The sequence below is a fragment of the Campylobacter hyointestinalis subsp. lawsonii genome, from assembly GCF_013372165.1.
GTDB lineage: Bacteria > Campylobacterota > Campylobacteria > Campylobacterales > Campylobacteraceae > Campylobacter > Campylobacter lawsonii.
This window is the reverse complement of sequence record NZ_CP053828.1, coordinates 865,845-880,417: the sequence shown is the minus strand read 5'-3', so window position 1 is coordinate 880,417 and position 14,573 is coordinate 865,845. Positions and strand designations below refer to the sequence as shown.

General features: G+C 32.9%; 15 protein-coding genes. 1 reads left to right on the top strand and 14 read right to left on the bottom strand.

Going from position 1 to position 14,573, the window contains the following annotated elements; all coding sequences use genetic code 11:
* Nucleotides 1–7 precede the first annotated feature (7 nt).
* Together CHLWT_RS04520 and mltG are read right to left on the bottom strand one after the other, a co-directional pair.
* A complete protein-coding gene (locus CHLWT_RS04520) occupies nt 8–592 on the bottom strand; it encodes a metal-dependent hydrolase (protein WP_059428956.1) in 585 nt (194 codons plus the stop codon).
* Entirely contained in the window at nt 589–1,584 is a 996-nt protein-coding gene (gene mltG, locus CHLWT_RS04515) for an endolytic transglycosylase MltG (RefSeq protein ID WP_373924819.1), read from the bottom strand. The genes CHLWT_RS04520 and mltG overlap by 4 nt, the downstream gene beginning before the upstream one ends.
* On the opposite strand from mltG, the gene CHLWT_RS04510 reads away from it, so the two are divergent.
* A complete protein-coding gene (locus CHLWT_RS04510) occupies nt 1,481–4,012 on the top strand; it encodes a YhdP family protein (protein ID WP_112000504.1) in 2,532 nt (843 codons plus the stop codon). The two genes, mltG and CHLWT_RS04510, sit on opposite strands and share 104 nt — an antisense overlap.
* A 33-nt stretch (nt 4,013–4,045) precedes the next feature.
* Here CHLWT_RS04510 and hypA read toward each other — a convergent pair whose 3' ends face one another.
* From hypA to cybH, 12 genes are read right to left on the bottom strand one after another with little or no spacing between them, the layout of a single operon-like run.
* Nucleotides 4,046–4,387: a hydrogenase maturation nickel metallochaperone HypA gene (gene hypA / locus CHLWT_RS04505; protein WP_112000505.1), complete on the bottom strand. Its 342-nt coding sequence runs from the start codon at nt 4,385–4,387 to the stop codon at nt 4,046–4,048.
* A gap of 9 nt (nt 4,388–4,396) precedes the next feature.
* The gene (gene hypE / locus CHLWT_RS04500) at nt 4,397–5,389 is read right to left on the bottom strand and encodes a hydrogenase expression/formation protein HypE (protein WP_112000506.1); all 993 of its coding nucleotides are present in this window, start codon (nt 5,387–5,389) and stop codon (nt 4,397–4,399) included.
* Complete coding sequence (gene hypD / locus CHLWT_RS04495; protein ID WP_112000507.1) at nt 5,390–6,478, bottom strand: hydrogenase formation protein HypD; 1,089 nt, start codon at nt 6,476–6,478, stop codon at nt 5,390–5,392. It abuts the gene before it with no gap.
* A complete protein-coding gene (locus CHLWT_RS04490; RefSeq protein WP_112000508.1) occupies nt 6,478–7,233 on the bottom strand; it encodes an Eco47II family restriction endonuclease in 756 nt (251 codons plus the stop codon). The genes hypD and CHLWT_RS04490 overlap by 1 nt, the downstream gene beginning before the upstream one ends.
* Complete coding sequence (locus CHLWT_RS04485; RefSeq protein WP_112000509.1) at nt 7,212–8,240, bottom strand: DNA cytosine methyltransferase; 1,029 nt, start codon at nt 8,238–8,240, stop codon at nt 7,212–7,214. The genes CHLWT_RS04490 and CHLWT_RS04485 overlap by 22 nt, the downstream gene beginning before the upstream one ends.
* Nucleotides 8,241–8,246: 6 nt before the next feature.
* Complete coding sequence (locus CHLWT_RS04480) at nt 8,247–8,525, bottom strand: HypC/HybG/HupF family hydrogenase formation chaperone (RefSeq protein ID WP_112000510.1); 279 nt, start codon at nt 8,523–8,525, stop codon at nt 8,247–8,249.
* The gene (gene hypB, locus CHLWT_RS04475) at nt 8,525–9,256 is read right to left on the bottom strand and encodes a hydrogenase nickel incorporation protein HypB (protein ID WP_112000511.1); all 732 of its coding nucleotides are present in this window, start codon (nt 9,254–9,256) and stop codon (nt 8,525–8,527) included. Before hypB ends, CHLWT_RS04480 begins: the two co-directional genes overlap by 1 nt.
* Nucleotides 9,257–9,278: 22 nt before the next feature.
* Nucleotides 9,279–9,701: a nickel-responsive transcriptional regulator NikR gene (gene nikR / locus CHLWT_RS04470; RefSeq protein ID WP_112000512.1), complete on the bottom strand. Its 423-nt coding sequence runs from the start codon at nt 9,699–9,701 to the stop codon at nt 9,279–9,281.
* A 15-nt stretch (nt 9,702–9,716) separates the two neighbouring features.
* Nucleotides 9,717–11,933, bottom strand: coding sequence for a carbamoyltransferase HypF (hypF, locus tag CHLWT_RS04465; protein WP_112000513.1), 2,217 nt, complete (start codon nt 11,931–11,933; stop codon nt 9,717–9,719).
* The gene (locus tag CHLWT_RS04460; RefSeq protein ID WP_112000514.1) at nt 11,920–13,359 is read right to left on the bottom strand and encodes a hypothetical protein; all 1,440 of its coding nucleotides are present in this window, start codon (nt 13,357–13,359) and stop codon (nt 11,920–11,922) included. Before CHLWT_RS04460 ends, hypF begins: the two co-directional genes overlap by 14 nt.
* Entirely contained in the window at nt 13,356–13,895 is a 540-nt protein-coding gene (locus CHLWT_RS04455) for a HyaD/HybD family hydrogenase maturation endopeptidase (protein ID WP_112000515.1), read from the bottom strand. The genes CHLWT_RS04460 and CHLWT_RS04455 overlap by 4 nt, the downstream gene beginning before the upstream one ends.
* Nucleotides 13,896–14,573 carry a Ni/Fe-hydrogenase, b-type cytochrome subunit gene (gene cybH / locus CHLWT_RS04450; RefSeq protein WP_112000516.1) on the bottom strand — a complete coding sequence of 226 codons (678 nt, stop codon included), beginning with the start codon at nt 14,571–14,573 and terminating at the stop codon, nt 13,896–13,898.

The window sequence follows — 14,573 nt, the reverse complement described above, 5'->3', positions numbered from 1 at the left end:
AAAAAAATTAAAAAATACTTAATATTTGAAATTCATTTATAAGCTTATCAAGTGGAATTTTATCACCAAAAATAGCGTAAATCTCCATAGATACTATAAAGACTAAAGTCGGCAAAAGCAGAGTTCTTTCAAAAGCTGAATTTGTATAAAATCTAAATTTCACAGGCAACAAAGCAAAAACTTTTCCTTTAAAAAATGGATAAAACGCATCTTTTATACCGCTTTTTGTCAGCGCGTCTCCTAAAATATGTAAAAAATATCCTATTATAAATCCAGCACCAGCGACTACTAAATTTAAATTTTTAGGTAAAAATAGTAGAAAAACTATAGTAAAAATAATAGGAATTATAAAAAAATGTGTAACGCCTCTGTGTCCAAACACAGCTTTTATCAAATTTGATACTCCAGTAAATTTACGACCTATTTTTGAGTTTGGCTCATCTATATCAGGAAATAATGAACCTAAAAAAACGCTAGCCATAAAAATCCCAAGAAGTTCCCTATCTATCTCAAAATCTAGTGCAAAACTAGCTAAACTAATAGGTGCTAAAGCTAAGCAAAGAGCGAAACTAACGTGAGTTTTTGCTATCATTTTGTTTTATTTATCTCTCTTATATGGCTTTCATAGTTTTTGCTAAATGTATGTTTGAGCGTTTTTGGGTTACGCACAAAGTATAAAAAATCTGTTTTTTTAGGAAAAATAGCCGCCTTTATAGCATCTAAACTCACATTACAGACAGGACTAGGCGGAAGTCCTTCATAAAGATAGGTGTTATATCTGCTTTTATCTTCCCTTATACGCTCACTAGTAACTTTATCGTGTGAGTATAAATCATAGTTTAAAGTTCCGTCCATTTGAAGCTTCATACCTTTTTTTAACCTATTATAGATGACTGATGAAACGATAGGCATTTCGCTCGCATCAGCAGCCTCTTTTTGGATAACTGAAGCTATAATTAAGAAGTTAAACCATTTTTTTTCATCCCACTCACCAAATATTTTTTGACTGATTTGACGATGATATTTTGTGGATAAATTTACCATATAATATATCAAATGTTTCTCACTAATCCCTTTTGGCACTTTATATGTTTCAGGGACAAGGTAACCCTCTTTTATAGGAGACTGCGCTTCATACTCTTTTATAAGAACACTATAGTTAAGATTTAGTTCGTCTGCGATCTGCTTTAAAAAATACTTAGTCGTCTCTCCTGGTATCAGTGTAATGTTTTGCATAGCAGCTTTTGCGGTCGTAAGCTTGTATAAAAAGTCAAATTTGCTTAATTTTTCAGAGCCGATCTCTATCCAACCAGACTGCGGAAAACCCATAAAAACTAAAACATATTTGTCAAATTTATTGACATTAAAGTTGCGCTGAGTTAAATATGATATAATTTCCCCCACGCTTCCACTTGGAAGATATACAACCTTGCTAGTATATATAGGTCTTGCGAGCGTTGCAAATAAACTTAGGAAAATTATGAGCACGATTTCAAAAATTATCAAAAAAATACGCTTCTTTTTTGCACTTTTTATCATTATAATATCTGCCTTACTTCTAACTTTAATCAACGGAATAAAAATAGACAATTTTCATTCAAATATAATTGATATCGAAAAATTATATATAAAATTAGATAAAAAACTAATTGTAAATTTAAAAAATTTAGAAATTCATAAACAAAAAAATCAAAAAAAGAGCAACAAAGAGCTACTTGATATAAGTGATAATATAATTTGGCTAAATAGACTATTTAAAGAGATCAATATAGAAAATTTAACTTACGGCGAATTTAGTATTAAATTATTATACAAAGACAATATATTTTATATCGATACACCAAGGCTTACCATAAATACAGTCATAGAAAATAAAAACAAGATTTTGATAGTAAGTGCGAAAGAGATCAAATTTAAAGATTACAACCTTACTATTTGGGGAAATTTTAAAGTAGATATAGCAGAAAACAAATATAGCTTTTTGGGGAATTTTGCCTCTTATGAGCTAAACGGAAGGCTGTATTTAAATTTAAATAACGATATTTTGGATTATTATGTTTTTGATACAAAAGCAGATAGCTTAAAAAACTTTATAGAAAATTTAGCTATAAAAACTGGTCTTAACCAAGAGATAAAAAACTGGATATACGGATATATTATAGCAAAAGAGTATGTATTGTATGAATTTGGTGGAAAGATAAATTTAAACAACTTAGAGTATTATCCAAAACAGATGTATGCAAAAGCAAGAGCTAAAGATCCTATTATAAAATTTCATCAAAACGTAACTCCAGCAGTAGCTGAGTTTGTAGATGTGACTTTGAAAAACGATACTCTTAGTTTTGCGCTTTCAAACCCAAAATTTAAAGATAAATCTATAAATGGAAGTAGCATAAATATATATAATCTCCTAACTCAAAACTCGCATTTAGTGCTAAATTTAAAAACAAATTCTTTGCTTGATTATGATATCCACGAAATATTAAAAGCTTATGAGATAGACTTTCCATTAAGTCAAAATAGTGGAAAAATGGATGCAAATTTAACATTAGATATAAATTTTGATCCGTTTTTTATAAATAGTTATGGGGAATTTAAAGTAGAAAATTCAAACATCGATATAAGCGGGGCTAAGTTTTATAGCAAACAAGGGCTCATATATTTAAAAGATAATATCATAGATATAAAAAATTCAGATCTTAAAAATGATATCTTTGAAGCAACCATATATGGAGCCATAGATACAAATACTAGTAACGCTAAATTTGGTACGTATTTTAAAAATATCTGTATAAATGAATGCAAGGTGCTTAATATCAAAGATCAAAACGCCACTGTAAATTTGGACTTTAATGATGAAGTAAAACTCTCATCGCCAGAGCTAAACTTTAATATGAATATAACCAAAAAAACTATAAATTTAACAAACCTTGCAAATTTAAAAAAGAGTTCTCAAATAATGCAAGAGCTGGGTATTGAAGATGCAAATTTGAGTCTCAAAACAGATGATTTTTCTAAATTCAATATAAATCTTACGGGTACTAAATTTGATATGCCACTTCAAAAACGTGATGGTACGCCTTATAAAGATGATGATTTTAGCATAAATTTAAATAAAGATATAAACGTAACTAGCAAAAGTGAGCTTATGAAATTTGATATCTCGGGTAGCTTGATAAAAGCGTATTTTAAAGATCTAATTCTTATAGTAGATAAAAATATGAGCAATCAAAACGAGCAAAAAGATATCAAATTTTTTGCTACAAATTCTGCTTTATACTTAAAAGATTTAAACCGCACAATATCGTTTGATAAATTTAGCGGAAGTATTACTAAAAATGAGTTGGTATTTGATGGAAATAATAGCTTTGATTCAAACATAAGAGTGATAAAGAAAAATGGTGATTTAAAAATATTTGGGCAAAATCTCAGCTCTGAGATTGCAAATGACTTTTTAGGATTAAATTCATTTAACGAGGGTAATTTTACTATAAAACTATACGGCAAGGATTTTGATACCTTTCAAAGCGAAATAAAGGTAAAAAATACATATTTAAGCAGCTATAAATTCTATCAAAAATTTCTAAGCTTTATAAATTCCGTCCCATCGCTTTTGATATTTAAAGTTCCTGATTTTAACGACAAAGGATTTACCGTAAATGATGGCGTGATGTTCATAGAGCGCGATAACAACAGACTAAATATAAAGGCTTTAAATTTAACAGGAAGTAGCGCAGATATCGCAGGACGTGGAAGTATAGATTTAGACAGCAAAGATATAAATATAGATTTTGAGCTAAAGCTATTAAAAGACGCAAGTTCTATTATAGGCAAGATTCCATTAGTAGGTCATATATTTTTAGGAGATAATAAGACTATCTCAACTGTCATAGAAGTAAGAGGAACTTTAGATGAACCTAAATTTGAAACACAAATCATCAAAGATATTATCAAAACGCCGTATAATATCATAAAAAATACCTTACAGCTTCCATTTACTATATTTGACTAATTCAGAAACAAAATGATAGGTTAGAGATGGAAACTATTCCATCTCAAGACGCATCAAATACATATCCTCACCAGCTACAACATCAAGCTTATTTTCACCGCATTTTGGGCATAAAAAGTTATTTTCTAAGAGTGCTCCTTCAAAACCACAACCACTGCATTTTACAATAACGTCTTGTGTGCCAATGACAAGCTTTGCGTCACTGCAGATAGTATTTATCTTAAATGCATCAAACGCACTCTCTAAATAGTGTGGCTCAACACCACTAAGCCTGCCTATTTGGACTTCTACTCTTGTCACTTTTCTAGCGTTATTTTTCATAGCATTTGTTTCACAAAGCTTAAAAAGATCTTGAACTATGGCTAACTCGTGCATTATCTTCCTTTAACAAATTCTCGGTAAAAGCTCACCTTTTGGTACTTCTAAATACCTACTTGAGCCATAAATATTTTCTATTATCACACCTGTTTTTTTATCGCTTACAACCTCGCCTATAGTGTTTGCATTTTCGTCAAATTTACGCAAAATCTCAAGCGTTTTTTCTTCGTCTTTAGGATCTACTGCTATGACAAAAGTCCCCTCATTAGCAAGTTCATAAGGCTCAAAACCAAGAAGTTCGCAAATTCCACTAACTTCATCTTTGATCTTTATCTTTTCTTCATAGATCTTTAGCTCAAATCCTTTGAAATTCGCCCACTCATTTAACACAGCAGAGATTCCTCCCCTTGTAGCATCTCTCATGCATTGAGGTTTTATACCACAACCAAGTATCTCTAAAACAACATTTTTTAGTGCTTTGCAGTCACTTTTTAACTCACTTTGCAAAGATAGTTCTTCACGGCTAGCAAGCACGACTGCTCCATGTCTTCCGATATCTCCACTGACTAAGATCTTTGCCCCTACTTTTAAATTTTTTACTTCGATATTTTCAGTTACTATCTCTCCGACACCTGAAGTATTGATAAAAATCTTATCACAACTCCCCTTGCTAACTACCTTAGTATCACCGCAAACTATAGCCACTCCAGCCTCATCAGCCGTGCTTTTCATACTATTTAAAATATCTTTAAGCTCATCAATACCAAGCCCCTCTTCTATAATCAAAGCACAACTAATATACCCAGGCTTTGCCCCTACCATTGCTAGGTCATTTATCGTCCCGCAAACTGCGATTTTACCGATATCGCCACCTGGAAATTTAATAGGGCTTACTACGAAGCTATCGGTGCTAAAGGCTATTTTACCACTTAAATTTAAAATCGCACTATCATTGCTTTGAGCCAAAATTTCATTATCAAAAATCTTAAAAATCAACCCATTTATGAGTTTATTCATCTCTTCACCGCCACCACCATGGCTTAGCATGATTTTTTGCATTTATACCCTTTTAGCGTATTTATAATAAGCCGCACAAGCGCCCTCGCTACTAACCATACAGCTTCCTATAGGATTTTGCGGATTACACACCTTGCCAAAAACTTTGCAATCATACGGCTTAGCAAGACCTCGAAGTATCTTGCCACATATACAAGCTCTATTTTCTCCTGTGCTTTGCACACTGCAATCAAATTTAACTCTAGCGTCTAAATAGCTAAACTCGTCTTTTAGCTTCATACCACTTTTTGGTATCTCGCCTAGCCCTCTCCACTCAAAATCACAAGGCTCAAAATAACGCTCTATTAGCTCTTTGGCCTTTAAATTACCATCTTTGCTAACCACTCTAGCATACTCATTATAGACCTTATGAGTGCCATTTTCATGCTGATTGACTAAATTTAATATACTATCCATAAGATCCAAAGGCTCAAATCCGCTCACCGCAATAGGCGTTTTAAACTCATTTGCTAACTCTTCATAAATTTTACTACCAGTAATCACGCTCACATGACTAGGACCCAAAAACGCATCGATTTTCACATCTTTATCACTCATTATAGCCCTTACTGGTGCTGGGACTGTGACATGATTTATATGAAAAAAGATATTTTTTAGACCTAGTTCTATAGTTTTTTGTATTAAAACCGCAGTCATAGGAGTAGTAGTCTCAAATCCTATAGCAAAAAATACAACTTTTTTATCTGGATTTTTTTCAGCGATACTTAAAGTATCAAGAGGCGTATAAAGAGCTCTTATATCATGCCCTTCGCCTCTTAGCTTCATAAGACTAGTTTTGCTTCCAGGCACTCTTAACATATCAGCTAAAGTACAAAATATCACACCATCAAAACTAGCAAGTTTTATAGCTTCATCTATCCTAGTTTTTGGCATTACACAAACTGGGCATCCTGGGCCATGGATGAAATTTACATATTTACCAACGAGTTCAGGGATACCGAATTTCATAATACTATGAGTATGACCGCCGCAAATTTCCATGATATTTAATGGCCTTTTGCTTCTTTGCTTAATTATCTGGCTTAAGGCTAAAATCTTATCTTTATCTCTAAAACTATTTATCAAATCCATTAAAAACCCTCATATGTGTTAAAGGCTAACTTATAAAGAGCCATCAAAATATCATTATCAAGATCTTTAATCTCTTCATAAACGCTATCTTTTTGTAGTTGCAAATGCAAGTTTTGCTTTAGTAGTTTTTCTATAGTTTTAGGTAATTGTTCGCACATTTTTTTAAAAGCCACTTTATCACCTGTTATAATTTCGTAAAATTTATCAATAGAAATTCTGCGTAATTTCTCATTTTTAGCTTGCCTTTGTCCATCAAGGCTAATAACCCAAGGCTCATTTGCTGATTTTTTAGCTATTACTTCTACAAGGGCGCAAATATCTTTGGAATTTTTAGAATTTAAAAGATGATTTTGCATTTTCATAAAGGTTTTTTGGCTTGATGAGCTATTCATTGTATTGTGTTTATTTTTTAGCTCAACAAAATATGAGTTTTTTTCGCCTTTAAATACTATATCCCAGCCACTTTTTGGAACTTCGCAACCTTTAATATATTTAAAAATATTTTGATGAAAATATCCAATAGAGTTATTATTTGACTTATCTCTTTGTCTTTGTAGCTCTAAGGCTATAATTTCTTCATAACTTTTAGCATAAATATTTTTATCAAAAAGCAATTTTATAGGGTCAATTATATTTGAGTTAAATTTGCTTAAATCAATGCTTTTTAGCACTTCTTGATACTCGTTTAAAGTCTGCAAAACATGTTTTTCAAAGTCTGTTTTTGATATAAAGTCTAAAATAAACTCTCGCCCCACTTCGTTTCTCCATTTAATGACTTAATTATTTCTTTACCCACTTCATATGCTAGTTTTACAGGCACAGCATTGCCGATTTGTTTGTATTGTTCTGCCATAGAGCCACAAAACTCCCACTCATCTGGAAAAGACTGAATTCTGGCATTTTCTCTTACACTAAATGGTCTAATTTCGCTTGGATGGCACCTGTCAGTTTGTTTCATTTGCGGTGTTGTAAGCACAGTTAGGCTTGGCTCATCAAAGCTAAGTCGCCTTAGAATTCCAGTTCTGCCACCAGCCATATCCCAGCAAGTTTTCATATACTCTTTTGCTATATTTGGGTCTATATCACGCCAATACCCACCAGCAGGCACAAGAGCAAAAACAGCCGCTTTTTGCTCTGAGTATTTAGCGCACTGGCTTTTTGGGACATTTTGTAAAATATCTCTTAAAACCAGCTTCTTATCGTGCTTTTTAGGAAAAGCAAAAAACACCTTACCTTGCAAATCTTTTCTAATTCCAACTACAATCAATCGCTCTCTTTTTTGCGCCACACCATAATCAAGCGCATTTAGCACTTTATATTCTATATTATAGCCTTGTTCGCAAAAAATATCACAAATTATTTTAAAAGTCTTGCCTTTATCGTGCGTTAAAAGTCCTTTTACATTTTCAAACAAAAACATTTTAGGCTGTAATTTTTTTAAAAACAAAGCATAATGATAAAAGAGCGTCCCTCTAGCATCTTCAAGCCCAAGCCTCTTGCCAGCATAACTAAAGCTCTGACAAGGCGCACCGCCTGAGAGTAAATCTAATTCACCACTTTTTATATTAAATTCTTTTTCTAAATCTCTGCTAGAAATCACGCTAATATCATCACAAATAACATTCCAATTGGGTTTATTTGCCAATAAAGTTTTAACAGATGATTTATCTATTTCTATCAAACCTATATGAGCAAAACCGGCTCTTTCTAATCCAAGAGCCATACCTCCGCCACCAGCAAATAACTCAATACTTTTAAACATCAATCTCTACTTCAATGCCACTAAGCCCATATCGCCTTCATCGGCTGGTATTTTGCCGTTATTCATATCATCTGCGATCTGCTTATAAATCTCTAAGCTCTCTAAGGCGTATTTGGTATCTATCTTCTCCATCGCGAAGCCTACATGTATCAGCACATAATCCCCTACTTTTACAGGCTCAGCTATCAAGTCCAAGCTCACCCCACGCCTAACTCCCATAGTATCGACTATAGCAAAATTATTCTCATCTATTGATATCACTTTTGAAGGTATGCTAAGGCACATTATTTTAATTCCTTTTTCATTTTTAAATAATTTATCCACTTATCTATGCCAAGACCCGTTTTGCTATCAACTTCTATGATATCAACTTTTGGATTTAGCTTTTTAGCCTCTTTTTTCACCTCATTAATATCAAAATCAAAATGCTCTAATAGCGAAGTTTTCGTTATAACCACTATATCAGCTGCTCTAAACATAACAGGATATTTAGCCACCTTATCGCTTCCTTCTGGCACACTGATTAAGACAGCATTAAGGTGAGCTCCCACATCATAACTAGCTGGGCAAACTAAATTTCCAACATTTTCTATAAATACCAAATCAAGCTCTTTAAGCGGCAAGTGGTGTAAGCCATTATGTACCATAAAAGCATCTAAATGACAAGTTTGACCGGTGCTAATCTGATGAGCCTTGCCGCCTGCGTTTATAATGCGATTGGCGTCTTTATTTGTCTCTAAATCCCCCTCAACTACCCCAACTCTTAGCCCACTTGATTTTATAGTAGCTTCTAAAAGCGTGGTTTTCCCCGCTCCTGGGCTACTCATCAAATTCAGACACAATAGCCCATATTCGTCTAAATGCGCTCTATTATGAGCAGCTTCGTGGTCATTTTCCTGTAATATTTTGGTTACTACTTCTATCGTCTTTTTCTCATTTAAAGCTGGATGGTCGTGATTATGAGTATGGTCGTGATTGCTATGGTTTCCCATGCTACAACCGCAATCTTTACACATATTTTCTCCTTTGAATTTATATTTAATGTTTTGGCACTGCTACCCTAGCAAGTTTTGAAAACTTAACACCTTTAAGACCAGCAATTCTGTCGCTAAAAATCTCTACTTCTTTGGCTTTACCTTTTAAAACCATATTTTCTAGACAATTATGATGATCTATATGAATATGATTTGTACATATAATATTTACATTAGCATCATGTTCTATACTCATTTTTTTAGTCATTAGACCACTTTGATGATGATCATAAACTATACTAAGGACACCTATAAGGTCTTCTTTTTCATTTGACCAGCTATCTTGTACTATCTTTTCTCTGATAAGATCTCTAGTAAATTCGCTTCTACTAGCGTAATTTTTTGTCTTTATCATCTTGTCTAATTCGCCCAAAAGCTCTTCTGGCAAAGAGACACTAAATCTTATAATCTTATCTTCTTTATCCATCATACAACCTTTTTACTATTTATTTGAATTATAACCCAAAAAGTTTAAACCATAGTAAATTTGCCCCATAGCTAGTCCTGAGTCATTTGCAGGCTCATCTTTTGGTAGATAAAACGTAATGCCCGCTTGTTTTAAATTTGATATCGTCTTAGTTAGTAAAGCTCTATTTTGAAAAACTCCACCACTAAGAACTAACGGCTTTTTATACATAAGCGCAACGCTTAATATAAGATCTGCCAAACCATTTATAAACCCGGTCGCCAAAACTCTTGGGCTACCACTCAAAGCATTCAAAAACACGTCTTTATAAGTTATAACGTCATTTTCTATCTCAAATTTATATGAAATATCTAAACTCTCATCATATAAAGCTTCTAAGCTCATAGCAGCCTGCGCATCGTAACTTATGGTATCTATCTTAAGAGCTAAACAGGCAAATGCGTCAAATATACGTCCAAGCGAGCTTGTTTTTACTAAATTTATATTGCGATTTAATACCTTGTCTAAATTTAAAAGAGTTTTCTCATCAAATCTACTTTTAAATTCCGGCGCATCGATATCGTACTTTCTAAGAATTGCATAAGCCAAATAATATATATTTTTGATAGCCTTATCGCCACCTATAAGCTCAAACTCATCAAAATGTAAGATCCTTTTATAACCCTTTTGATCACATAAAAACAGCTCTCCACCCCAAATATTCCCATCATCGCCATATCCAGTACCATCAAACGCTACTCCAAGTACTTCAGTGCTAATATCATTTTCTATCATTACACTAAGTAAATGCGCCCAGTGATGTTGGGCTTTATACAGCTTAAATCCTTGCTTTTCAAAATACTTTGTGTGTAAAAAATGTGGATGCAAGTCGCCGACTATAAAGTCAAATTTAAAATCATAAGTTTGGCTAAATTTCTCAACTAAATTTAGAAATCTTTCAAAAGTAGCTATATTTTTTAAATCCCCGATATAAACAGAGCTAAATATCAATCCATCTTTATAAATAGCAAATTGATTTTTAAGCTCACCGCCAAGAGCCAAAAAACAGCCTTTTTGACTAAATTTAGAACGGATTATTTTTGGTTTTATACCCCTTGAAGTACGTATCCATTGAAGTCTATCATCTGCAAAAAAAGCGATACTATCATCACTTGGATTTATGATCTCTCTATCATTGTCAAGGATGAGATGAACTACGCCTCCTAGCTTTTTAACTATATCTATGGAATTTGTAATGATAGGCTCGCCGCTGATATTTGCGCTAGTTGCAACGATAGGAAAATCTATATATTCAAAAAGCAGTAGATGAAGAGCGGTAGGAGCTAAAAATATTCCTATTTTTTGAAGTCCTGGCGCAAGCTCTTCTAGAAGAGCATTTAAATTTGAAGCTAAAACTATAGGCTTAATGTTTGAGTTTAAAAGCTCTAACTCTTTTTTACTAAATTTAGCATATTTTAATGCCATTTTTTCATCTTTACACATAAGCGCAAATGGTTTGCTTGGGCGCTGTTTTTTTTGTCTAAGAGTTCTTAAAACTTCGCTATCATCGGCTCTACAAACAAGATGAAAACCACCTATTCCTTTTATAGCTATGATTTTACCTTTTTTTAGCCAAGCTGCACATAGTTTTACCGCCTCTTTGTTTTTAGCCAAAATCTCTTCACTCATATCTTTTAAATAAACTTTTGGTCCGCAATCATTACAAGCTATAGGCTGAGCGTGATAGCGACGATTAATCGGATTTTTATATTCATATTCGCACTTATCGCACATTTTAAAGTTTATCATAGTTGTGTTTTTACGATCATAAGGCAAGGATTTTATGATAGAAAATCTAGGGCCACAATTAGTACAGTTTATAAACGGATGATGATAACGCGGATTAGTATGGTCATAAAACTCGGCTTTACACTCATCACAAATAGCAAAATCAGGAAGTATCGGGTTTAGTTTTTGGGTAAATTGCGAATTTACTATCTTAAAAGTATCAAATTTAAGCTCACTATGTAGTACTTTGAAATCATCAATCCTAGCAAGTGGCGGAAGTTCGTCAAATATAGCCTTGCAAAACTGATCGCAAATTTCATCTTTAGCGTAAATATCTATTTTAACGCCTTCGCAGTCGTTAAAAACTCTACCAAAAACCCCAAATCTAAGAGCAAGATTATATATAAAAGGACGAAAACCTACACCTTGAACTAAACCAAAAATTTCTATTCTAAGAGATTTCAAGAGGGTATTGCTCGCTAAATCTCGTTTTATAGTTTGAATTTGAATATTTTAAAACTAAATTTGCTATAGTTTTGCTCTCAAAAAGTTCGCCACTAAGTAAGAAATTTTGACATTCAAACTCATCTTTGATGATATCGCCAAAATCACTGACAAAAAAAGCCAAACTTTCAAAACAACCAAAACTAATATTTTTAGGCTCTGCCCCGGCTAATTTAAAACTCATAGCAGAACGTATCAAAGTAATGACGTCAAATTCATTTTTACTTTTCATTTTATAGTCTATCCTAACGCCTTTTGAGCCTCCAAAATCTCTAGCAAAGTCAAATAACTTTCCATCAAAGCCCAAAATCTCATCTAAAATAGTATAAATAGAATAAAAGTTGTTTGGCAAACTAAACTTACCACTAGGTAAAAGAAAACTTTTTTTATAGTTTTCAAGCAGTCTATCTCCACCATTAAACGTAGCTATTTGCTCATAAATTTCTTCATAGCTTTTTGGAATACTGAGTTTAAACATATCAAACTCATCACTCCCCTTATAAACCTTGATAAAATCATCAAATTTATGACTAAAAAATAGCCTTGCTACGGTAGTATCTAGCAAGTTAAATTCTTTTAGCATAAGTCCAAAGGTGGCTAAATTTTTATCACTTTTAGAGCCGATAAAATCCAAATCCTCTCTTTGTAAAAACTCACTATTTCTTACTATCAAAAAGCTATCATCTAAAACGTTTATCTTAAACTCATTTTGGCTTGATTTCACTTTTAAGAAATTTATACCTTTTGAGTTTAAAATACTAGCTATCTTATAAATATTTATATCCCAAGCCGCTCTTACATCAAAAAAAGTCGGTGTGTTTTTATGATTTGTTCTAAAAATAGCATTTGTTTTTAGAGATAAAATAGGTTTTTCAAAACTAGCTAATGCGATCAATGATTTTTCATCAACAACAAATATTTTAGGAAGAGTATTTAGGTTTGTAGGCAAAAGATAATCCGCATCAAAACTATCAAATTTAGATATCAAAGCACCTTCATATATGATACTTTCTCCATTTTCTATACGTTTTACAGCTTCATTTATAAATTCATCATCAAAGCCAAAGCCAAACTCATTTTTTCCATTTTTTAAAGATTTTGGAGTGATATTTTTAAATTTAAAATCAAAAATTTGCTCTTGATGAGCTGGCAAATACTCAGCTACTTTAACTTTGCTAGATTGTAAAAATATAGAGTGAGGAACCAAGGAAAGATACTCATCGCTAAATTTACCAAGCTCTTCATCTGCTGCGCTAACATAAAGTCGTATTATGTCTTTTTCGTAGTTTAAAGCATACTGCAAAGTACTTTGTTTTGCCCAAAAATCAAGAAAAAAAGCAAATGTCTTTAGACTACAACTAAATTTAAACTCAAAGCAAAGTATCAAAATTGCCCTTTCTTCCACTCATTTGCGATATCTTGTAAATTTTTGTCATCTATCTTGCTATACTCAAAACCGATTGATTTTAGCTCTTTTAAGATTATTTTACTCATTAGGTCGGCTGAATTTAAAATCTCACTGCTAAGCTCAAAACTCATAGGCTCGACTCTCTTTGGTACCACGCCAATTATCTTAGTCTTTGGTCTATCACCTACCAAATCCATCATCTCTATAGTTTGTAGCATCTCAATCTCATGAGCTGACCCAGACCACTTTATACTCTTTGGCATATCTTCAAAATCAAAAAAATACACATCACCAATCTGCCCGCCATCGGCATCAATACAATCAACAACAATGAGATAATCACTATCAGCCATTATCGGCGTTAGATAGTTAGCTAAGGTGCCACCATCAATGAATTTTAAGCTATGCTCATCTGAAGTGAATTTAAAGTTATTCTCTATCATTTTAACAAAATGAACGCCGACTCCCTCATCGGCGAACATTACATTTCCTATACCTAGGATTAAGACACGCATCTACTTCTCTTTTGGGAATTTGTAGCCGCTGATTATCGCATCAATAGCACCATCTTTGCCTTTTATAGCGTTAAATACAGCCATATAGATATGAACTACCATAAAAATAAAGATAATCCACATAGAAATATGGTGAATTTGACGCACATTAGCAAGTCCTCCCATCCAAGCCTCAATAACTCTCATAGGTGTATAAAGCAACCCACCAAGCCCATCATGATATACATTGACATATAAAATCAATCCAGTTAAGCAGATCACAAAAAGCACAATATAAAAGAATAGATAAGAGGCAAATTGTAGTGGATTATAGGTTCCTTGCATATGCGGGTGCTTGCCTAAAAATAGATAGTATTTGATCTGCTCTATACAAATTTTTGGGCTTAGAAAATCCCTTACACTCACTCTTTCTATATGGCTTTGCTTATCAAAGAAAAATAGATAAATTTTAAAGATAAAACAACCTATTAGTATAAATCCAGCTATTTGATGAACAGCACGCCATTTAGCGTTCATAAAATTTATAGGCTCACCTGTTATAGTAGGACTTACAAAGACATAAGCAAGATAAAATCCGCTCACGCTCAAAACCACAATAGATATAGCCCTAATCCAGTGCGTAAGGCGTAATCCTATGCTAAATTCATAATCAGCGATATGTTTTTTACTATTTTTCAT

Coding starts and splice junctions, on each gene's coding strand:
- CHLWT_RS04520 (WP_059428956.1), bottom strand. CDS start 592: ATGATAGCAAAAACTCACGTTAGTTTCGCTCTTTGCTTAGCTTTAGCA.
- CHLWT_RS04510 (WP_112000504.1), top strand. CDS start 1,481: ATGAGCACGATTTCAAAAATTATCAAAAAAATACGCTTCTTTTTTGCA.
- hypA (WP_112000505.1), bottom strand. CDS start 4,387: ATGCACGAGTTAGCCATAGTTCAAGATCTTTTTAAGCTTTGTGAAACA.
- hypE (WP_112000506.1), bottom strand. CDS start 5,389: ATGCAAAAAATCATGCTAAGCCATGGTGGTGGCGGTGAAGAGATGAAT.
- hypD (WP_112000507.1), bottom strand. CDS start 6,478: ATGGATTTGATAAATAGTTTTAGAGATAAAGATAAGATTTTAGCCTTA.
- CHLWT_RS04485 (WP_112000509.1), bottom strand. CDS start 8,240: ATGTTTAAAAGTATTGAGTTATTTGCTGGTGGCGGAGGTATGGCTCTT.
- CHLWT_RS04480 (WP_112000510.1), bottom strand. CDS start 8,525: ATGTGCCTTAGCATACCTTCAAAAGTGATATCAATAGATGAGAATAAT.
- hypB (WP_112000511.1), bottom strand. CDS start 9,256: ATGTGTAAAGATTGCGGTTGTAGCATGGGAAACCATAGCAATCACGAC.
- nikR (WP_112000512.1), bottom strand. CDS start 9,701: ATGGATAAAGAAGATAAGATTATAAGATTTAGTGTCTCTTTGCCAGAA.
- CHLWT_RS04455 (WP_112000515.1), bottom strand. CDS start 13,895: ATGCGTGTCTTAATCCTAGGTATAGGAAATGTAATGTTCGCCGATGAG.
- cybH (WP_112000516.1), bottom strand. CDS start 14,573: ATGAAAAATAGTAAAAAACATATCGCTGATTATGAATTTAGCATAGGA.